Here is an 18,971-nt window from a genome sequence, read left to right on the forward strand (position 1 = left end):
GGTGCGGACTCTCGGGGGGCGGGCGGCGGGGCGCACCGTCCCCGAGGGGACACGGGCGAACCGTCAGCGTGCACTTCTCATCCGGACTGTGACCGTCGGTCCAGGAGTTCCACCTGGTCAACCGGCCACTGGCAGTGGTCGGGTCGCGGACTGTGACCGCCGGTGCGGATTTCCACCGCCCCCAGAGCACGCAAGCTCTAACGCCGGTAACTGTGCCACAGCGCGGCGCATTCCCTCGTCGCTGTCCGCGGGTGACGTGCGCAACACCTGCCGAGGGGATGCTCGGGCCCGGCTGGCACCTCCCGGAGCGTCAGACCTGGCCGAGGAAGCGGTCGAAGACCCGCGCGCCGAACTCGAGCGCGTCGACCGGCACCCGCTCGTCCACCCCGTGGAAGAGCGCGGTGAAGTCGAGGTCGGCGGGCAGCCGCAGCGGGGCGAAGCCGTAGGAGCGCATCCCGAGCTTGCGGAAGTGCTTGGCGTCGGTGCCGCCGCTCATGAGGTACGGCGCGACGAGGGCGTCGGGGTCCTCGGCGAGCAGGCTCCGGGTGATCGCCGTGACGAGGTCGCCGTCGTACGGCGTCTCCCACGGGTCCTGCTTGGACTCGAACGAGAACTCGATGCCGTCGCCGGCGAGCTCGTGCAGCGTGGCGAAGAACTCGTCCTCGTAGCCGGGGAGGAAGCGTCCGTCGACGGTCGCCTGCGCGTCGGTCGGGATCACGTTGGTCTTGTAGCCCGCCTGCAGCATCGTCGGGTTCGCGGTGTTGCGGATGACGGCGCCGAGCATCCGTGCGGCGTCCCCGAACTCCTCGACGAGGGCCTCGGCGTTCTCGGGCGTCGCCTCGGTCCCGGCCAGCTCGCCGACGGTCGCGAGGAGCACCTCCATCGTCGGGGTGAGCCGTACGGGCCACTGGTGGGCACCGATCCGCGCGACCGCGCCGGCGAGGCGGGTCACCGCGTTGTCGTCGTTGATCATCGATCCGTGGCCGGCGCGTCCGCGGGCCGTGAGCCGCATCCACGCCATGCCCTTCTCGGCGGCCTCGATGAGGTAGACGCGGCGTCCGCGGATCGTGGCGGAGAAGCCGCCGACCTCGCCGACGGCCTCGCTGCAGTCGGCGAGCAGGTCGGCGTGGTCGTCGACGAGGACCCCGGCGCCGTGGTGGCCGCCCGCCTCCTCGTCGGCGGTGAAGCAGAGCACCAGCTCGCGGTCGGGGGCCGCACCCGCGGCGGCGCGGGCGCGCACGACGCTGAGGAGCATGGCGTCGAAGTCCTTCATGTCGACGGCGCCGCGACCCCACACGTGGCCGTCGCGGATCTCGCCGCTGAACGGGTCGACCTGCCAGTCCGACGCCTCGGCGGGCACGACGTCCAGGTGGCCGTGGACCAGCAGCGGGGGGAGACCGTCCCCGCCACCCCAGCGGGCCACGACGTTGGCCCGGCCCGGCCGGCCCTCGATGACCTGGCTGTCGATGCCGACCTCGTCGAGGAGCGCTGCGACGTGCTCGGCGGCCTTCCGCTCCCCCGGCCCGTCGTCGGTGCCGTAGTTGGAGGTGTCGATGCCGATCAGGTCCTGGCAGAGCTGCACGACCTCCTTCGCGGGGTCGTACGAACGGTCCTGCGAGCCGGCCTGCGGACTGTCACTGGGCGCCTGTTCCATGCCGTCCATCCTGCCCCACGAGCAGGCACCAGCCCCGATTCGTTGCTGGGGTGGGGCTTTGCTACATTTCTCCAGCACTCGTCCGGGTGGCGGAATTGGCAGACGCGCTAGCTTGAGGTGCTAGTGCCCGTATTAGGGCGTGGGGGTTCAAGTCCCCCCTCGGACACCGACACAGCCCCGAGTCTCTGCAGGTCAGAGGCTCGGGGCTGTTGCCGTGCCGGCACCGACCGCGAAGATCTCCCGCCGATCCGCGTCATGCCGTGACAGATCGGTCGTCCCAGACGCTGAGGGCCCAGGTGACACAGTCCCCCGTGCTCCGACTCCCGCTGGCGCACAGGGATCCCCCCAGCGCTGCGTCACCTGGCCTCGAGCAGCGGCCCAGCCCGATCCCCCCGAGACGGCTGGGCCGCTGCTGTGCGCCGGACGTGCTCGACCGTGCTCGGCCGGCTCCAGGGCTTGCTGGACCTGGCCCTCGGCCTGCTCGACCTGGGCGTCTGACCGCCGGGCAGGTAGAACCTGTGGTGCACGGGCCGGCGACGCTGGGGGGTGTGGCCGGCCCGTGTCCCGCCCGCGGCGCGTCCGCATGGGGTCCAGCCCCCATCTTGGCGGCCGCAGCCCCTTCGGGTGCGTGGTCCGGGCCCGCGCGCCAGTAGGTTTGCGGCAACACCCGCCCCTGCCCACTCGACCCCCGGGACCGCTTCCGTGCTCATCCTCATCGCCGTCGTGCTCGCGACCGCGGTGGTGTCCCCGTGGCTGGTGCTGCGCGCCGGCAGCCGGGCGTTCGTGGCGATCGCCCTCGTCCCGCTCGCCGGCACCGTGTGGGTCGCGGCTCAGGGACCGGCCGTCCTCGACGGTCGCGGACCCGCGGAGCTCCACCCCTGGGTGCCGGGCGTCGGGATGGAGCTCGCCCTCGCGATGGGCACGCTGCAGTGGGTCATGGCGCTGGTCGTCCTGGGGATCGGCGCCCTCGTCCTCGCCTACTGCGCGTGGTACTTCGACGGCGACGACCTCGGCGTGCCCCGCTTCGCGGGCGTCCTGGTGGCGTTCGTGGGCTCCATGCTCGGACTGGTCCTCGCCGACGACCTGCTGCTGCTCTACGTCTTCTGGGAGCTGACCACCGTCTTCTCCTTCCTGCTCATCGGCCACGACCCCGGCAGGCGGGCGAGCCGCCGGGCGGCGATCCAGGCGCTGATCGTCACCACGCTGGGCGGCCTGGCGATGCTCGTCGGGGCGATCGTCGTGGCCCACGGGGCCGACACCTACCGCATCTCCCAGATCCTGGCCGACCCGCCCGCGGGGACGGCCGTCACCGTGGGTGTCCACCTCCTCCTCGTCGGCGCCGTGAGCAAGTCGGCGCTGCTCCCCTTCCACTTCTGGCTCCCCTCGGCGATGGCGGCGCCGACCCCGGTCAGCGCCTACCTGCACGCGGCGTCGATGGTGAAGGCCGGCGTCTACCTCGTCGCACTGCTCGCGCCCGCCTTCGCCGGCGTCGCCGGCTGGCGCGAGGTGCTGCTGGTCCTCGGGCTCGCGACGATGCTGCTCGGCGGCGTCCGCGCGCTGCGCCAGCACGACCTCAAGCTGCTCCTGGCGTACGGCACCGTGAGCCAGCTCGGCTTCCTCGTGCTCGTCCTCGGTGTCGGCACCCGCAGTGCGACCCTGGCCGGTCTCGCGCTGCTCCTCGCGCACGCGCTCTTCAAGGCCACCCTCTTCCTGGTGGTCGGCATCATCGACCACAGCACGGGCACGCGCGACCTGCGACGGCTGACCGGCCTCGCCGGCCGGATGCCCGCCGTGATGGTGGCCTCGGTCGTGGCCGCCGCCTCGATGGCCGGGCTCCCGCCGCTCCTCGGCTTCCTCGCCAAGGAGGGCGTCCTCGTCGCCCTCGTCGACGTCGCGCGCGAGGGCGACGGCACCGGCCTCGGCGCGGCGAACGGCTGGGCCCTCGTGGTGGGCGTGGTGCTGGGGTCGGTGCTGACGGTCGCCTACTCGGCCCGCTTCGTCTGGGGGGCGTTCGGCCGGCGCGAGGTCGAGGAGCCCCTCACCGTCCACGCCCCGGGCCCGGCCTTCGTCGCGGCCCCCGTCGTGCTCGCGGGCCTGACGGTCCTCCTCGGGCTGCTCGGCGGCCCCCTCACCTCGCTGCTGTCGGCGCAGGCCGAGGCCTTCCCACCGGGCGCCCACGAGCCCGAGCTGGTGCTGTGGCACGGCGTCAGCCTCCCCCTCCTGCTCACCGCCGTCAGCGTGGGTCTCGGTGTCCTGCTCTTCGTCGCCCGCGAGCCCGTCGCCCGGGCGCAGACGGCGCTCGCCCACGACTGGAGCCTCGAGCGGGCGTACCGCGGCGGCATGCGGCGGCTCGACCGCACCGCCGTCGAGGTCACGGGCGTGGTGCAGCGCGGGTCCGCGGCGGCGTACCTCGCCGTCATCCTCGTCGTCCTCGTGGCGCTACCCGGGTGGGCGATGGTCCGGGCGCTCGCCGGACCCGACCGGCTCACGATCGCCGCCTGGGACACCCCGGCCCAGGCGGTGGTGGGGGTGGTCGTCGTTGTGGCGGCGGTGCTCACGGTCCGCTCGCGGCGCCGCATCCGCGCGGTCCTGCTCGTCGGCGTCACCGGCTACGGCACGGCCCTGCTGTTCGTCCTGCACGGCGCGCCCGACCTCGCCCTGACCCAGGCCCTCGTCGAGACCCTCACCGTGGTCGTCTTCGTGCTGGCGCTGCGCCGGCTCCCGGAGTACTTCACCGACCGGCCACTCTCCCGGCAGCGCTACCTGCGCGCGGCGCTCGGCCTGGCCGTCGCCGTGGTGACGGCGGGCTTCCTGCTGGTCGCGGGGTCCGCCCGCACCTCGGACCCCGTGTCGCTCGCGCTCCCGCCCGAGGCGCTCGAGTTCGGCGGCGGCGGCAACATCGTCAACGTCATCCTCGTCGACACGCGGGCGTGGGACACCCTCGGCGAGCTGTCCGTGCTCGTGGCCGCGGCCACCGGCGTGGCCAGCCTCATCTACGTCAACGCCCGGGGTGCCGACATCCGGCGCGTCAAGGACATCCCCTACCCCGCCGACGTCACCAAGATCCCGACCGGGCGGGGCCGACGCGCCTGGCTGCCGGGGTCGCGGACCCTGGCGCCGGAGAAGCGCTCGATCATCTTCGAGGTCGTGGTCAGGCTCGTCTTCCACTCGTTGGTCGTGATCTCCATCTACCTCCTGCTCGCCGGCCACAACGCCCCGGGTGGCGGCTTCGCCGCCGGCATGACGACCGGCCTCGCGCTCGTCGTGCGCTACCTCGCGGGAGGGCGCTACGAGCTCGACGAGGCGGCTCCGGTGGACGCCGGGCGACTGATCGGCGGAGGGCTCGCGGTCGCCGCGGTGGCGGCGCTGTTCCCGCTCGCCTTCGGCGGGGTGGTGCTGCAGTCCGCGGTCGTCGACGTGCCGCTGCCCCTGCTCGGCGAGCTGCACCTGGTGACCTCCGTCCTCTTCGACGTCGGCGTCTACCTCGTGGTCGTCGGACTCGTCCTCGACCTGCTCCGCGCCCTGGGCTCGCACATCGACCGTGACATCCAGCGCGCGCGACGGCAGGCCGAGGCGGAGGTGGGTGCGGCATGACGGTCAACCTCACCCTCGCCCTCACCGCGGCGGCGCTGCTCGGCTGCGGGACCTACCTCGTGCTCGAGCGCAGCCTGACGCGGGTGCTGGTCGGGCTGGTCATGATCGGCAACGGCACGAGCATCGCGTTCCTCGTCGCGGGCGGGCCGTCGGGTCGCGCCCCGATCGTGGCCAAGGACGGCGACACCACCGGCCTCTCGGACCCCCTGCCCCAGGCGATGGTCCTGACGGCGATCGTGATCATGCTGGCGACCGTCGCCTTCGTGCTCGCGATGGCCTACCGCAGCTGGCAGCTCAACGGGCACGACGACGTGCAGGACGACGTGGAGGACGACATCATCCGCAGGCTCGCGACCAGCGACGTCACGTCGGAGGCCTACGAGGCCACGACCTCCGACTTCCCCGGCGACGACTCGAGCGGCGACCCCGGGCAGGGCCCGGACGACGACCCGCTGGTCGCCGACGAGGCGGAGATCCGGTCATGAACGCACTCGTCCCGCTCCCGGTGCTGCTGCCCGTCCTGGGCGCCGGCGCCTCCCTCGCGCTCCTCCACCACCCCCGCATCCAGCGGTGGCTCAGCCTGGGCGTGTTGTCCGCCGTCGTCGTGATCGCCGCCGTGCTGCTCGTCGAGGCCGACCGCAGCGGCCCGCAGACGGTGTGGATCGGCGCCTGGCCCGAGACGCTCGGCATCGTGCTGGTCGCCGACCGGCTGGCGGCGCTGATGCTGCTCGTCAGCGCGGTCGTCACCCTCGCGGTCCTCGCGTACTCCGTCGGGCAGGGCATGACCGAGGACGAGGAGGGTGCGCCGATCTCGATCTACCACCCCACCTTCCTGGTGCTCGTCGCCGGCGTCGCCAACGCGTTCCTCGCCGGCGACCTGTTCAACCTCTTCGTCAGCTTCGAGATGCTGCTGTTCGCAAGCTACGTCCTGCTGACGCTCGGCGGCACCGCCGCCCGCATCCGCGCCGGCACGATCTACGTCCTGGTCAACCTGCTCTCCTCGACGCTCTTCCTCATCAGCATCGCGGTCACGTACGCCGCCACCGGCACGCTGACGCTCGCCCACCTCACGCAGCGGCTGGCCGAGCTCCCCGACCACGTGTCGCTGATGATCCAGCTGATGCTGCTCACCACCTTCGCCATCAAGGCGGCGGTGTTCCCGCTGTCGCTGTGGCTGCCCGACAGCTACCCGACGGCACCCGCGCCGGTGACCGCCGTCTTCGCCGGCCTGCTCACCAAGGTCGGCGTCTACGCCATCCTCCGCGTCCAGACGCTGCTGTTCCCCTACAGCCCGCTGACCGACCTGCTGCTGTGCGCGGCCCTGCTCACGATGATCGTCGGCATCCTCGGCGCGATCGCGCAGTCCGACATCAAGCGCATGCTGTCCTTCACCCTGGTGAGCCACATCGGCTACCTCATCCTCGGCGTCGCGCTGGCCAGTCGCGCCGGCACCGCCGGGACGACGTTCTACGTGGTCCACCACATCACCATCCAGACGGCCCTGTTCCTGGTGCTGGGGCTGGTCGAACGACGAGCCGGCAGCACGGCCCTCATGCGCATCGGCGGCCTCGCCCGGATCGCCCCGCTGCTGGCCGTCCTGTTCTTCGTGCCGGCGATGAACCTGGCCGGCATCCCCCCGTTCTCCGGATTCATCGGCAAGGTGGGCCTGTTCCAGGCCGCCCAGGCCGACGGTGGCTGGCTCGCCTGGACGCTCGTCGGCGCGGGCGCCGTGACCAGCCTCCTCACGCTGTACGCCGTCGCGAAGACCTGGGCGGTCGCGTTCTGGCGCACCCCGCTGGAGGCGCACGAGGCGCTCGAGGCCATCGGTGCCGACGCCGCGGTGCCCGGGCACGACACGCACGCGCGCCAGCACCGTGGGCACGTCCACACCGCCCAGGGGACGGTGTCGCGCACCGACATCGAGGAGGCACGCCGGCTCGAGGACGACGACGCCCCCGACCGGGACTTCCACAAGCTGATCGAGGCGGGCGAGGACAACCGGCACTCACCGCTCGGCATGCTGGTCCCGGCAGCGGCACTGGTCGCGGTCAGCGTCGCGCTCACCGTCGTCGCCGGGCCCCTCTACGCCCTGGGCACCCGCGCCGCCGACGACCTGCACGACCGCACGGCCTACCTCACGAGCGTGCTCACCGAGGAGCAGCCGTGAGCCCGGTCGTGCGCACGCGTCGCGACGGGACCACCCGCTCGGCCCGCTACCGCGCCCTCCAGCCGGTCCCGCTCGCGTGGCTCGTGCTCGTGTGGCTGGCCCTGTGGGGCGAGGTCACGCCGCTGCTCCTAGCCGGCGGCGTGCTGGTCGCCGTGCTCGTCAGCCTCGCGTTCCCGCTGCCGCCGATCGACCTGGGCTCGCGCGTACGCCCCGTCGCCCTCCTGGTCCTCATCGGCCTCTTCCTCGTGGACGTCGTGCGCGCGAGCGTCCAGGTCGCGCGCGTCGTCCTCGCGCGCCGGCACGTGACCAACGCGGTGGTCGCGGTCGACCTCGAGACCAGCTCCGACTTCATCACCACCCTCGTCGCGAGCATGCTCTCGCTGGTGCCCGGCTCGGTCGTGGTCGAGGCGCGGCGGTCCACGCACACGCTCTACCTGCACGTCCTCGACGTCGCCGACGAGGCCGGCGCCGAGGAGTTCCGGCGTACGGCCCTCGCGCTCGAGCAGCGGGTGCTGCGCGCGCTGCCGCCCCGGCCGGCCCCACCCAGCACCCCGTCCACGACCCAGGAGCCCACATGACAGCCGTCCTGGTCCTGGCGGCCGCGCTGCTCGCGGTGGCGGCCGTCCTGCTCGTGGTCCGGATGACCATCGGCCCGACGATCCTCGACCGCAGCGTCGCCCTCGACGTCCTCGTGGCCGTCACCGTGTGCGCCACCGGGCTCCACGTCGCCCGCACCGGCGTGACGTACGCGCTGCCGATGCTGGTCGTGCTGGCGGGTTGCGGGATGGTCGGGGCCGTCAGCGTCGCGCGCTACGCGAGCCGCAGCGACGACCTCGGGGCCGGCGAGTCGGGCGAGGCCCGCAACGGTGGTGAGGGCCGATGAGCCGGACGGGCTGGACCACCGTCGCCGACGTGCTGGCCGCGGGGTGCATCCTGCTCGGTGCGCTGCTCGCACTGGTGGCGGCCATCGGCGTGCTGCGGATGCCCGACCTGCTGAGCCGGATGCACGCGGCGACGAAGCCGCAGGTCCTCGGGACCGTGCTCGTGATGACCGGAGTCGCCCTGCGGTTGCGGGACCCCTCCGTCGTGGGCCTGCTGATCCTGGTCGTGCTGCTCCAGATGGCCACGAGCGTCGTCTCGAGCCACATGGTGGGGCGCGCGTCGTTCCGTGCCGGGCAGGTCCGCCACGACCTCCTCGTCGTGGATGAGCTCAGCGACGAGCCGGTCCGCGACGAGCCCCGCGGCGCTCCCTGACGAGGGCCCCGCTCACGCCCCGGCGGCGCGTTCGCGTCGGCGACGCAGCGTCGCGGGCAGGGTGAGCACGATCCCCAGGAAGATCCCGAGGAACATCCCGATCGAGTTGGCGGCGACGTCGCGCGGGTCGGACACGCGTCCGGGGATCTGCCCCTGGACGCTCTCGATCATCGAGGTCAGCACGATCCCCGCGGCGAGCGCCACCAGCCAGAAGCGCGACCCCACGAGCAGGATCAGGAAGACGCCCAGCGGCACGAAGAGCCCGACGTTGGCGAGAAACTCGACCCGCTCGACGCTCAGCCGGCTGGTCAGCGGGTCGAGGTCGGGATAGCGCTCCAGCCGGTCGAGGATGCGCACGGCGAGACCGGTGTAGTCGGGCTGGTCCTGCCCCGGCGTGAGCGTCACCAGTCCGACGAAGCCCAGGTAGAGCAGCGTGAGCAAGCTGAGGAGCGGATGTCGGTGCAGCACGCCGCCATCATCCCGGTGGGCGACAAGGCTCAGCCGAACCGGACCCCGGTCAGCTCCTCGGAGACCTCCCAGAGGCGTGCGGCGTCGGCGTCGCGGCGCAGCGGCGCCCACAGGGCCTCGGGTCCGGGCGGTCCCCCGGCTCTGCCCGGCCACTGGGGCCCGTAGAAGCCGCCGTCGTCCCCGGTCGTCACAGCCATGAGCGCGGGCAGCTTCGCGGTCTCGACGGTCCCGACGAGCAGACCGCGTGCCGAGAGCCAGCGGATCACCTTCACGCTCGTCGTGTCGTCACCACGGCCGACCTCGGGGCGCGCGGCGAGCAGGCTCGTCGGTGCGACGCCCGGGTGGGAGACGTTGCTCGTGAGGCCCCAGCCCCCCGCCGCGCTGCGGCGGCTGAGCTCGAGGCCGAACAGGCCGCACGCGATCTTGGACTGGCGGTAGGCGCCCATGCCGTCGTAGGACCGCTCCCAGGACAGGTCGTCCCAGTTGATCGAGCCGCGTCGTGCGGCCACGCTCGCCTGGGAGGTGACCCGCGCGCGCCCCGCCCGCAGCAGAGGCAGGAGGCGGCCGGTGAGGGCGAAGTGACCGAGGTGGTTCGTCCCGAGCTGGAGCTCGTGCCCGTCGGCGGTGGTCTGCCGGTCCGGCGGCGTCATCACCCCAGCGTTGTTGATCATCAGGTGGATCGGCTCGCCCTCGGCCACCAAGCGCTCGCCCAGCGCCGCGACGGACTCCAGCGAGGAGAGGTCGAGGTCGTGGAGCACGAGCCGGGCGTGCGGCACCCGTCCGCGGATCACGGCGACGGCCGCCTCGCCCTTGGCGCGGTTGCGCACGGGGACCAGCACCTCGGCGCCGGCTGCGGCGAGGGCCTCCGCCATGCCGAGGCCCATGCCGTCGCTGGCGCCGGTGACGAGCGCACGGCGTCCGGTGAGGTCGGGGAGGGTGAGGTCGTACTGCCTGCGAGGCACGGCGGCTCCTGTCGTCCTGGGGTGGTCGCGGTCCAGCGTGGCCGACCGCCCGGCTCCCATCCACGGCCTGACGATCCGTGGATGGGAGCGGGCCGACCCGTCAGGATGGGCGGGTGATCGATCGTGCCGGCCTCGCCGACTTCCTGCGCAGGCGCCGGGAGGCCCTGCAGCCCGAGGACGTCGGGCTGCCGCGCGGTGCGCGCCGGCGTACGCCGGGGTTGCGGCGCGAGGAGGTCGCCGCGCTCGCCCACATGTCGAGCGACTTCTACTCCCGGCTCGAGCGCGGACGCGGCCCGCAGCCGTCCGAGCAGATGGTGGCCGCGATCGCGCAGGGGCTGCACCTGTCGCTCGAGGAGCGCGACCACCTGTTCCGGCTCGCGGGGCACCACCCGCCCGTGCGCGAGGCCGCGGGCGACCACGTCGCGCCGGGGATGCTGCGGATCTTCGACCGCCTCACCGACACCCCGGCCGAGATCGTCACCGAGCTCGGCGAGACGCTGCGGCAGACGCCGCTCAGCGTCGCGCTGGTCGGCGACCTGACCGGCTACACCGGCCCGGCGCGCAGCATGGGGTTCCGCTGGTTCACCGACCCGACCGCCCGCCGCCTGCACCCGCCCGAGGACCACGAGCACTACTCGCGGATGTACGCCTCGGGGCTGCGTGGCGTCCTCGCCCTCCGCGGCCCCGGCTCCCGGGCCGCGCACCTCAGCGAGCTCCTGCTCGAGCGCAGCGAGGAGTTCCGGCACTGGTGGGCGGCGCACGAGGTCGGCATCCGCCCGCGGGAGGTCAAGCGCTACGTGCACCCGGCCGTCGGCCTGCTCGAGCTGAGCTGCCAGGTCGTGCAGGACCCGTTCCAGTCGCACCACCTCCTGGTCTTCACCGCGACGCCCGGCACGCCCAGCCACGAGGGCCTGCGCCTGCTCGCTGCCGCCGACACCCCCTCCTGGGCCTGAGCGTCGGTGCCGTGGGCGACAGTGTCCACGTGCCCGCTCCTGCTCCTCGCGTCCACCTCACCCGCCTGCCGGGCGAGCGGGTGCGCGTCGGCACCGCTGGCGGCGAGCACGATCCCGACGTCGTCGAGGACGTGGACCTCGCCGAGCTCCCGGGCCTGGTCGCCGAGCGCGAGACAGCGCACGGCGAGGGGCCGGACGGCGGGCCGCGCTGGGTGTGGGACGACACCGCCCGGTGGTACCCCGCGCTCCTCGCCGCAGGTGTGCGCGTCGCGCGCTGCCACGACCTCCGGCTCTGCCGCCGGGTCCTGTCGCGGGCACCCGCGGTCGACCAGTCCCTCCTGCGGGGCGAGGACGCGGAACTGTGGGACGGGCTTGCGCCCGCGCAACCGAGCGAGCCCGTCCTGTTCAGCGCCGCCGCCGCGAGCGAGCACCTCGACGCCGCCGTCGAGGACGCCCGCCAGCTCGGCGCTGTCGCCGCGTCCCCCGACGCCGCGCGGCTCGCCCTTCTGCTGGCCGCGGAGTCCGCGAGCGCCCTGGTCGCCGCGGAGATGACCCACGCCGGTGTGCCGTGGCGCGTCGACGTCCACGAGGCGCTCCTCACCGAGCGCCTCGGCCCGCGCCCGCCGCGGGGCGCCCGCCCGCGCCTGCTCGCCGAGTGCGCCGAGGAGGTGCGGGCCCTGCTGGGCTCCCCCGGGCTCAACCCCGACTCGCGCCCCGACCTGCTCGCTGCCCTGCGCCGCGCCGGGGTGGACGTGGCCGATACGCGTGCCTGGACGATCCGGCGCATCGAGCACCCGGTGGCCGAGCCGCTGCTGCGCTACAAGAAGCTCTCGCACCTGTTCACCACCAACGGGTGGGCCTGGATCGACGAATGGGTCAGCGGCGGCCGGTTCCGGCCGGTCTACCAGCCCGCAGGCTCGGCCACGGGGCGCTGGTCGTCCAACGGAGGCGGAGCGCTCTCCTTCCCGGTGCAGGTGCGTTCGGCCGCCGTCGCGGACGAGGGCTGGCTGCTCGTGGTGGCCGACGTCGCCCAGCTCGAGCCGCGGGTGCTCGCCGGGATGAGTGGTGACCTCGGTCTCGCCCGCGCTGCACGCGGCGCCGACCTCTACCAGGGCATGGTCGACGCCGGTGCCGTCGCGTCACGCCAGGACGCCAAGCTCGGCCTGCTGGGCGCGATGTACGGCGCGACCAGCGGGGAGAGCGGGCGGATGGTGGCGGGCCTGACCCGTCGCTACCCGCAGGCGTTCGGCCTCGTCGAGGAGGCGGCGCGCGCAGGAGAGCGCGGCCAGGTCGTGCGTACGCTCCTCGGGCGCGGGTGCCCCGCCCTCGGCGGCTCGTGGGACGAGTCGCCCGACGCGCCGCCCGACGACCTCGACGCCCAGGACCGGCACCGGCGGGCGTACGGCAGGTTCACCCGCAACTTCGTGGTCCAGGGCACCGCCGCCGAGTGGGCGTCCTGCTGGCTCGCCGACCTCCGCAACCGGCTCTGGCGGCTCGGCGACGGCGACGCCCCGCTGGAGGGCCGGCCGCACCTGGTGTTCTTCCTGCACGACGAGGTCGTCGTCCATGCGCCCGCCCACCTGGCCGACGCCGTGGTGGCCGAGGTGGAGGCCGCAGCGGTCGCTGCCGGGACGCTGGTGTTCCGCGAGCACCCGGTCGACTTCCCCCTCAACGTCTCGGTGGTCCGCTCCTACGCCGAGGCCGGCAAGCCCGGCGGCACCGAGTCGTGATGTGAGCCTTCTCTCGGTCTCCGCGGGAACCGGCCGCCTCGGCTTGCTCGACGTCGAGATTCTTGGTCTGGTCGGCGGATGGCCACAGGAATCGAACACCCGCGCGACCTGCCCACACCCGACGTGCCCGACGATCCCCACCCCGCCCTCGACGCCGCCATCGGGTCCACGACCCCTCCCGAGCGCGGCCTGGACAAGGTGGTCTTCGGCGTCACGGCGCTGGTGAGCCTCGCCTTCCTGGTGTGGGGCTTCGTCAGCACCGGCAGCCTCGCCGACGCGTCGTCCGCAGGCCTGGCCTGGACGATGGAGAAGACCGGCTGGCTGTTCGTGCTCACCTCGAGCGCGTTCGTCGTGTTCGTGATCTGGCTGGCGCTCGGCAAGTTCGGCAACATCCCACTCGGTCGCGACGACGAGGAGCCGGAGTTCCGGACGGTCTCGTGGGTGGCGATGATGTTCAGCGCCGGGATGGGCATCGGCCTGATGTTCTACGGCGTCAGCGAGCCGATCACCCACTTCGTCACCCCGCCGCCCGGCACCGGTGAGGCCGGCAACCCCGAGGCGGCCCAGACCGCCATGGCCACCACGATGTTCCACTGGACGCTGCACCCGTGGGCGATCTACGCCGTGGTGGGCCTCGCCGTCGCGTACGGCGTCTACCGCAAGGGCCGGCTCCAGCTGATCAGCTCGGCCTTCGAGCCGCTGCTCGGGCACCACGCCCACGGGCTCGGCGGCAAGGCCATCGACATGTTCGCGATCTTCGCGACGCTCTTCGGCTCCGCCACCTCGCTCGGCCTCGGCGCGCTCCAGATCGAGTCGGGCCTGCGGATCGTCGCCGGCATCGGCGACACCGGCAACGCCGTCCTCGTCGGCATCATCGCCGTGCTCACCGCCGCCTTCGTGCTCTCCGCCGTCTCCGGGGTCGCCAAGGGCATCCAGTGGCTGTCCAACATCAACATGGTCCTGGCCGTCGCGCTGGCCCTGTTCGTGTTCATCGTCGGACCGACCGTCTTCATCCTCAACCTGGTGCCGACGTCGATCGGCAGCTACGTCGCCGACCTCCCGATGATGGCCGCGCGCACCGCCGCCGAGGGTGCCGAGACCAGTGACTGGCTCTCCACCTGGACCGTCTTCTACTGGGCGTGGTGGCTGTCCTGGACGCCGTTCGTCGGCATGTTCATCGCGCGCATCTCCCGCGGGCGGACCATCCGCCAGTTCGTCACCGGCGTGCTGCTGGTCCCCAGCCTGGTGAGCGTCGTGTGGTTCTGCATCTTCGGCGGCGCCGCCATCGACCTCCAGCAGGGCGGCACCGACATCGCCGGCGCGGGGGGCCTGGAGCAGCAGCTCTTCAGCACCCTCGAGTCCTTCCCGCTGGCGACGGTCTCCAGCATCCTGGTGATGGTCCTGGTCGGCATCTTCTTCGTCTCCGGCGCCGACGCCGCGTCGATCGTGATGGGGTCGCTGTCCGAGCGCGGCACCATCCACCCGAGCCGTCCGACGGTCATCTTCTGGGGAGTCGCCACCGGCGCGGTGGCCGCCGTGATGCTGCTCGTGGGCGGGGCCGACGCGCTGAGCGGACTGCAGACGATCACCGTCATCGCGGCGCTCCCGTTCGTGCTCATCATGATCGGGCTGGCCGTGGCGCTGGTGAAGGACCTCGCCCAGGACCCCCTCGTCGTCCGTCGCAAGTACGCCATCGAGGCCGTCGAGGCCGCCGTCATCACCGGCGTCACCGAGCACGGCGATGACTTCGTGATCGCCGTGGAGAAGGACCCCGAGGCGTCGCGGAACTAGGGTCGTGCGCATGAGCGTCGACCCCCTGCGCATCGGCTTCGTCACCGGCGCGACCCCGGACAAGTGGGCCCGCCACTGGCGCGACCGCCGCCGCGAGCCGCTGGAGCTCGTGCCGGTGACGGAGGCCGCACAGGTCGACGGCGTGCGCGACGGCAGCCTCGACATGGCACTCGTGCGGCTGCCCGTCGACCGCGACGGCCTGCACTGCGTCCGCCTCTACGACGAGCTGCAGGTCGCGGTCGCCTCGCGCGAGCACGTCCTCGCGGCGGCCGACGAGGAGGTCACGACGGCCGACCTCGTCGACGAGCAGCTCGTGCGGCCGCACCCGAGCGGCTGGACGCCGGAGGCCGACCAGCTCGACTGGCCACCCATGACCGAGCAGGAGGCGGTCGAGACGGTCGCCGCCGGCACGGGGGTCCTGATCGTGCCGATGTCGGTCGCGCGCCTGCACCAGCGCAAGGACGTCGTCACCCGCGTGGTGTCCGACCTCGAGCCCACCACCATCGCCCTCATCTGGCGCGTCGAGCGCGACGACGAGGTGACGCAGGCGTTCGTCGGCGTGACGAAGGGACGTACGGCCAACACCTCGCGCTGAGGCGCTCGCGGACGTCTGCCGCGCGCGCGACGGGGTACCGACAGCCCGACGGGCCGCTGTGGTGCGTCGCGGAGGAGGTGCACCATGCGCGTCGTCGTCACGGGCGCGAGCGGGAACATCGGGTCGGCGCTGCTGCGGCGGCTGGCCCGCGACGGTCACCACGACGTCGTGGGGGTCGTACGCAGGCCTCCCCCGCCCGAGACCCACCCCGGGGTGCGCTGGGCGGCGGTCGACCTGTCCCGCGAGGACACCGAGGTGCTGCGCGCGACGTTCCAGGGCGCCGACGCCGTCGTGCACCTGGCGTGGGGCTTCCAGCCGTCCCACCGCGAGGCCTACCTGCGGGCCCTCGGCGTCGGTGGCACCTCCCGGGTGCTCGACGCCGTGGCCGCCTGCGGCGTCCGGCACCTCGTCCACATGTCCTCGGTCGGCGCCTACTCGCCGAAGCGGGACGACGCGCCGGTGGACGAGTCGTGGCCGACCGGCGGGGTGCGCACGTCCATGTACAGCCGGCACAAGTCCGCCGCCGAGCGGCTGCTCGACCTCGCCGAGCAGGGCGACTCCGGAATCGTCGTGACGCGCCTGCGGCCGGGGATCGTCGGGCAGCGCGACGCCGGCAGCGCCCTGCTGCGCTACGGGCTGCCGGCCGTCGTGCCGGCCGCCGCCCTCCGTCACGTGCCGGTGCTGCCGCTCGACCGCGGCCTCTCGATCCCGCTCGTCCACGCCGACGACGTCGCCGACGCCATCGTCCGCGCGCTCGACGGCACGGTGCAGGGGGCGTTCAACCTCGCGGCCGCTCCGCCCGTCACCGCCGACACCATCGCGACGGCCCTCGGCGCACGACTGGTGCACGTCCCCTCGGCGGCGCTGCGCGCGGCGGTCTCGGCGTCGTGGCACGCCCACCTCCAGCCCCTCGACCCGGGGTGGGTCGACATGGGCTTCGCCGTGCCGCTGCTCGACACCACCCGCGCGCTCACCGAGCTCGGCTGGATGCCCTCGCACGACGCCACGTCCGTGCTCGCCGAGGTCGTCGAGGGGATGCGGGACGCCGCGTCGTCCCACAGCCAGGTCCTGCGACCGCGCACGGTCCTCGGCGGGCTCGCGCGCGCCGTGCGCCGCGGACCGGTCAGCAACCGCCGGGTGACCTGAGTCGCTCCCTACAGGCTGCTCTCCAGCCACTCGCCCAGCGCGACGGCAGAGGCCTCGACCATCGACGCCCAGTCCAGCGCGGACTCGTCGGCCGTGTCGGAGACGTGCTTGACCAGCCGGACGGGGACACCTGCCTGCTGCGCGGCCCAGGCGACGGCGTACCCCTCCATGTCGACGAGGTGCGCGCGCCCGGCGAGGGCGTCGCGCACGACCGGGTCGCTGACGAACACGTCCCCGGTGGCGAGCACGACCTCGGACGTGCCGACCACCAGCCGCTCCTGCGGGTCGTGGCCGAGGGAGCGGATCACGTCGGCGTTGATGTCGTGGTTGAGGACGACCCCGGGCTCGAACAGGCCGGACAGGCCCGGTCGCAACGCACCCGCGGTGCCGACGTTGACCACGGTGAGCCCCGAGAGGTGGTCGTACGCCGCGAGGGCGCGGGCCGTGGCCGCCGCGGCAGCGGTCTTGCCGATCCCGGTGATCAGCAGCGGCAGGTCCGGCGGGACGTGCGCGGCCTCGGCCGCCGTCGCCGAGACGACGAGGTGGCGCTCAGCCACGGTGCTTGCCGCGGCTGGAGTGGGGCGTGGCCATCACTGCGCGGACCGCGTCGGGGTCGAAGTGCTCGCCCAACCAGTCGAACAGCCCGCGCAGCACCTCCGGGTCGGCGACGTAGTCGTCGTAGTGCACGCGGTAGGCCGCGTCGCCGAGGCCCTCGGCCGCGGCGAGCATGGCGGCCTCGTTGCGGGTCACCTGCCCGAGCGGGTCGTCCTTGTGGGTCCAGTAGTTGCTGGCCGCGACGTCCGCGAGGTTGCGGGTGTTGATCACGAACCTCGCGCCCGGGAACACCTGTTGGAGGAACTCGAGGTAGTCGGGGAGGTCCTTGTCGTACCAGCGGATCTCCTTGTAGCCCGTGACCCGGGTGCCCGGCTCGGGCCGCAGCAGGGTGGCCTCGGCGAGCGCACGGATGTGCTCGAGCGAGGCCTGCTCGGGGTAGCCCTCGATGCCGAACCACGGGTGCGTCGGCTGGCTGGCCCGGGCCGCGTCCACGCGGGCGCGCTCCCGCAGGCCGCTGCGGTGGAAGTCGTAGAGGTGTCGCATCGCGTGGCGGTTCTCCCCGCGCAGCAGCCACCCGGGGATCGAGTTGAGGATGCCCATCAGCAGGGTCGAGCCCGACCTGCCGTAGGTCATCACGAAGACGTGGTCCATGGCCGGGCCGCTCACCAGGACCTGTCGAGCGGACGGCCCTCGTGGAACCCGGCGGCCGACTGCACGCCGACGAGCGCACGCTCGTGCAGCTCGGCGAGGTCGCGCGCACCGGCGTAGGTGCACGAGGAGCGCACGCCGGAGCAGATCTGGTCGATGAGGTCCTCGACGCCGGGACGCTGGGGGTCGAGGTACATCCGCGACGAGGAGATGCCTTCCTCGTAGAGGCCCTTGCGCGCCCGGTCGTAGGACGACTCCCCCGCGGTCCGGTGGGCGACCGCACGGGCCGACGCCATCCCGAAGGACACCTTGAACGGGCGGCCGTCGGCGTCGTGCACGAGGTCGCCGGGCGACTCGTGGGTGCCGGCGAACCAGGACCCGATCATCACGGAGGAGGCACCTGCCGCGAGGGCGAGCGCGACGTCGCGCGGGTGGCGTACGCCCCCGTCGGCCCACACGTGCCTGCCCAGCGCGCGGGCTGCGGTGGCGCACTCGAGGACGGCCGAGAACTGGGGACGGCCGACGCCGGTCATCATGCGGGTGGTGCACATGGCGCCCGGCCCGACCCCGACCTTGACGATGTCGGCACCCGCCTCGATGAGGGTGCGGGTGCCCTCCGCGGAGACGACGTTGCCCGCGGCGACGGGTACGGACGGGGCGAGGCCGCGGACCGACCGGAGCGCCTGCACCATGCGGTCCTGGTCGCCGTGCGCCGTGTCGACCACGAGGCAGTCCACCCCGGCCTCGAGCAGCTGCGCGGCTCGCTGCTCCACCTCGCCGTTGACCCCGACGGCGGCGGCGATCCGCAGGCCGCCCGAGGTGTCGAGCGCCGGCGCGTAGAGGGTGGCCCGCAGGGCGCCGAGCCGGGTCAGCACGCCGACCAGCGACCCGCTCCCGGACACGGCGACCGCCAGCGGGGCCTTGGCCCGCTCGATGGCGTCGTAGACCTCGCGCGGGTCGGTGCTCGACGAGACCGTCACGACGGACCGGTTCATCACCGACGACACCTGCGCGAACCGGTCGACCTCGGCGCAGTCGGACTCCGACACGACGCCGACCGGACGCCCGTCCTCGACGACGACCGCGGCCTTGTGCGCGCGCTTCGGGATCAGCGCGAGCGCCTCGGCGACCGTCTGGTCCGGGCGCAGCTCGATGGGGGTGTCGAAGACGTGGTGCCGCTGCTTGACCCACGCGACGACGTCGGCGACGACGGGGATCGGGATGTCCTGCGGGATGACGGTGATGCCGCCGCGCCGCGCCACCGTCTCGGCCATCCGCCTGCCCGCGATCGCCGTCATGTTGGCGACGACGAGCGGGAGGGTGGCCCCGGTGCCGTCGGAGGTCGACAGGTCGACGTCGTAGCGGCTGGCCACCGCCGAGTGGCGCGGCACCATGAAGACGTCGTCGTAGGTCAGGTCGTGGGGCGGCGTGGCGCCGTCGAGGAACTGCACGTG

At 73.4% G+C, this 18,971-nt stretch carries 17 protein-coding genes, 1 tRNA gene and 1 riboswitch; of the genes, 12 read left to right on the top strand and 6 right to left on the bottom strand.

Features of this window, described 5'->3' with window-relative positions; genetic code table 11:
- Positions 1-64: 64 nt before the first annotated feature.
- Positions 65-194, bottom strand: a riboswitch (FMN riboswitch).
- 116 nt (positions 195-310) lie between these two features.
- A complete protein-coding gene (locus F4692_RS16725) occupies positions 311-1,654 on the bottom strand; it encodes a M20/M25/M40 family metallo-hydrolase (RefSeq protein ID WP_179620866.1) in 1,344 nt (447 codons plus the stop codon).
- 80 nt (positions 1,655-1,734) lie between these two features.
- Here F4692_RS16725 and F4692_RS16730 point away from each other — a divergent pair.
- From F4692_RS16730 to mnhG, 7 genes are all read left to right on the top strand, one after another.
- A tRNA-Leu gene (locus F4692_RS16730) sits at positions 1,735-1,820 on the top strand.
- Between the two features lie 536 nt (positions 1,821-2,356).
- On the top strand, positions 2,357-5,248 hold the full coding sequence (locus tag F4692_RS16735) for a Na+/H+ antiporter subunit A (RefSeq protein ID WP_179620867.1): 2,892 nt from the start codon (positions 2,357-2,359) through the stop codon (positions 5,246-5,248).
- Positions 5,245-5,733 (top strand): Na(+)/H(+) antiporter subunit C, encoded by a 489-nt coding sequence (locus F4692_RS16740; protein WP_179620868.1) that lies wholly within the window; start codon positions 5,245-5,247, stop codon positions 5,731-5,733. Before F4692_RS16735 ends, F4692_RS16740 begins: the two co-directional genes overlap by 4 nt.
- Positions 5,730-7,415 carry a Na+/H+ antiporter subunit D gene (locus tag F4692_RS16745; protein ID WP_179620869.1) on the top strand — a complete coding sequence of 562 codons (1,686 nt, stop codon included), beginning with the start codon at positions 5,730-5,732 and terminating at the stop codon, positions 7,413-7,415. The genes F4692_RS16740 and F4692_RS16745 overlap by 4 nt, the downstream gene beginning before the upstream one ends.
- The gene (locus F4692_RS16750; protein WP_218858705.1) at positions 7,412-7,993 is read left to right on the top strand and encodes a Na+/H+ antiporter subunit E; all 582 of its coding nucleotides are present in this window, start codon (positions 7,412-7,414) and stop codon (positions 7,991-7,993) included. The genes F4692_RS16745 and F4692_RS16750 overlap by 4 nt, the downstream gene beginning before the upstream one ends.
- Positions 7,990-8,298 (top strand): monovalent cation/H+ antiporter complex subunit F, encoded by a 309-nt coding sequence (locus F4692_RS16755; RefSeq protein WP_179620870.1) that lies wholly within the window; start codon positions 7,990-7,992, stop codon positions 8,296-8,298. The genes F4692_RS16750 and F4692_RS16755 overlap by 4 nt, the downstream gene beginning before the upstream one ends.
- Positions 8,295-8,669: a monovalent cation/H(+) antiporter subunit G gene (gene mnhG / locus F4692_RS16760; RefSeq protein ID WP_179620871.1), complete on the top strand. Its 375-nt coding sequence runs from the start codon at positions 8,295-8,297 to the stop codon at positions 8,667-8,669. The genes F4692_RS16755 and mnhG overlap by 4 nt, the downstream gene beginning before the upstream one ends.
- 12 nt (positions 8,670-8,681) lie before the next feature.
- Here the strand turns inward: mnhG and F4692_RS16765 are convergent, their stop codons facing one another.
- Positions 8,682-9,137, bottom strand: a complete 456-nt coding sequence (locus F4692_RS16765) for a VanZ family protein (RefSeq protein ID WP_179620872.1) — start codon at positions 9,135-9,137, stop codon at positions 8,682-8,684.
- A 29-nt stretch (positions 9,138-9,166) separates the two neighbouring features.
- Complete coding sequence (locus tag F4692_RS16770; protein WP_179620873.1) at positions 9,167-10,099, bottom strand: SDR family oxidoreductase; 933 nt, start codon at positions 10,097-10,099, stop codon at positions 9,167-9,169.
- Positions 10,100-10,212: 113 nt separating this feature from the next.
- Between F4692_RS16770 and F4692_RS16775 the strand changes: the two genes are divergently transcribed.
- The 5 genes from F4692_RS16775 to F4692_RS16795 all read left to right on the top strand — a co-directional run bounded on the left by F4692_RS16775 (position 10,213) and on the right by F4692_RS16795 (position 16,314).
- Positions 10,213-11,052, top strand: coding sequence for a helix-turn-helix transcriptional regulator (locus F4692_RS16775; protein ID WP_179620874.1), 840 nt, complete (start codon positions 10,213-10,215; stop codon positions 11,050-11,052).
- An 11-nt stretch (positions 11,053-11,063) separates the two neighbouring features.
- Positions 11,064-12,782, top strand: coding sequence for a bifunctional 3'-5' exonuclease/DNA polymerase (locus tag F4692_RS16780; RefSeq protein WP_218858707.1), 1,719 nt, complete (start codon positions 11,064-11,066; stop codon positions 12,780-12,782).
- 78 nt (positions 12,783-12,860) lie between these two features.
- Positions 12,861-14,573, top strand: coding sequence for a BCCT family transporter (locus F4692_RS16785; protein ID WP_179620875.1), 1,713 nt, complete (start codon positions 12,861-12,863; stop codon positions 14,571-14,573).
- Between the two features lie 10 nt (positions 14,574-14,583).
- Positions 14,584-15,168, top strand: a complete 585-nt coding sequence (locus F4692_RS16790; RefSeq protein ID WP_179620876.1) for a LysR family substrate-binding domain-containing protein — start codon at positions 14,584-14,586, stop codon at positions 15,166-15,168.
- Between the two features lie 84 nt (positions 15,169-15,252).
- Positions 15,253-16,314: an NAD-dependent epimerase/dehydratase family protein gene (locus tag F4692_RS16795; protein WP_179620877.1), complete on the top strand. Its 1,062-nt coding sequence runs from the start codon at positions 15,253-15,255 to the stop codon at positions 16,312-16,314.
- A gap of 8 nt (positions 16,315-16,322) precedes the next feature.
- Here F4692_RS16795 and F4692_RS16800 read toward each other — a convergent pair whose 3' ends face one another.
- Genes F4692_RS16800 through F4692_RS16810 form a run of 3 tightly spaced genes read right to left on the bottom strand, consistent with a single transcriptional unit; the run spans position 16,323 to position 18,968 of the window.
- The gene (locus F4692_RS16800) at positions 16,323-16,871 is read right to left on the bottom strand and encodes a nucleosidase (RefSeq protein ID WP_179620878.1); all 549 of its coding nucleotides are present in this window, start codon (positions 16,869-16,871) and stop codon (positions 16,323-16,325) included.
- Positions 16,864-17,520 carry a sulfotransferase family protein gene (locus F4692_RS16805; RefSeq protein ID WP_179620879.1) on the bottom strand — a complete coding sequence of 219 codons (657 nt, stop codon included), beginning with the start codon at positions 17,518-17,520 and terminating at the stop codon, positions 16,864-16,866. The genes F4692_RS16800 and F4692_RS16805 overlap by 8 nt, the downstream gene beginning before the upstream one ends.
- Before the next feature lie 11 nt (positions 17,521-17,531).
- On the bottom strand, positions 17,532-18,968 hold the full coding sequence (locus F4692_RS16810) for a GuaB1 family IMP dehydrogenase-related protein (RefSeq protein ID WP_179620880.1): 1,437 nt from the start codon (positions 18,966-18,968) through the stop codon (positions 17,532-17,534).
- Between the last annotated feature and the right edge of the window lie 3 nt (positions 18,969-18,971).

Origin of the sequence: Nocardioides cavernae (genome assembly GCF_013410035.1) — a bacterium.
Taxonomy (GTDB): Bacteria; Actinomycetota; Actinomycetes; order Propionibacteriales; family Nocardioidaceae; genus Nocardioides; species Nocardioides cavernae_A.

Bases quoted from the DNA above. Each gene is read 5' to 3' on its own strand.
- F4692_RS16785 (WP_179620875.1), top strand. From the start codon at position 12,861: ATGGCCACAGGAATCGAACACCCGCGCGACCTGCCCACACCCGACGTG.
- F4692_RS16795 (WP_179620877.1), top strand. From the start codon at position 15,253: ATGCGCGTCGTCGTCACGGGCGCGAGCGGGAACATCGGGTCGGCGCTG.
- F4692_RS16740 (WP_179620868.1), top strand. From the start codon at position 5,245: ATGACGGTCAACCTCACCCTCGCCCTCACCGCGGCGGCGCTGCTCGGC.
- F4692_RS16805 (WP_179620879.1), bottom strand. From the start codon at position 17,520: ATGGACCACGTCTTCGTGATGACCTACGGCAGGTCGGGCTCGACCCTG.
- F4692_RS16755 (WP_179620870.1), top strand. From the start codon at position 7,990: ATGACAGCCGTCCTGGTCCTGGCGGCCGCGCTGCTCGCGGTGGCGGCC.
- F4692_RS16790 (WP_179620876.1), top strand. From the start codon at position 14,584: ATGAGCGTCGACCCCCTGCGCATCGGCTTCGTCACCGGCGCGACCCCG.
- F4692_RS16745 (WP_179620869.1), top strand. From the start codon at position 5,730: ATGAACGCACTCGTCCCGCTCCCGGTGCTGCTGCCCGTCCTGGGCGCC.
- F4692_RS16725 (WP_179620866.1), bottom strand. From the start codon at position 1,654: ATGGAACAGGCGCCCAGTGACAGTCCGCAGGCCGGCTCGCAGGACCGT.
- mnhG (WP_179620871.1), top strand. From the start codon at position 8,295: ATGAGCCGGACGGGCTGGACCACCGTCGCCGACGTGCTGGCCGCGGGG.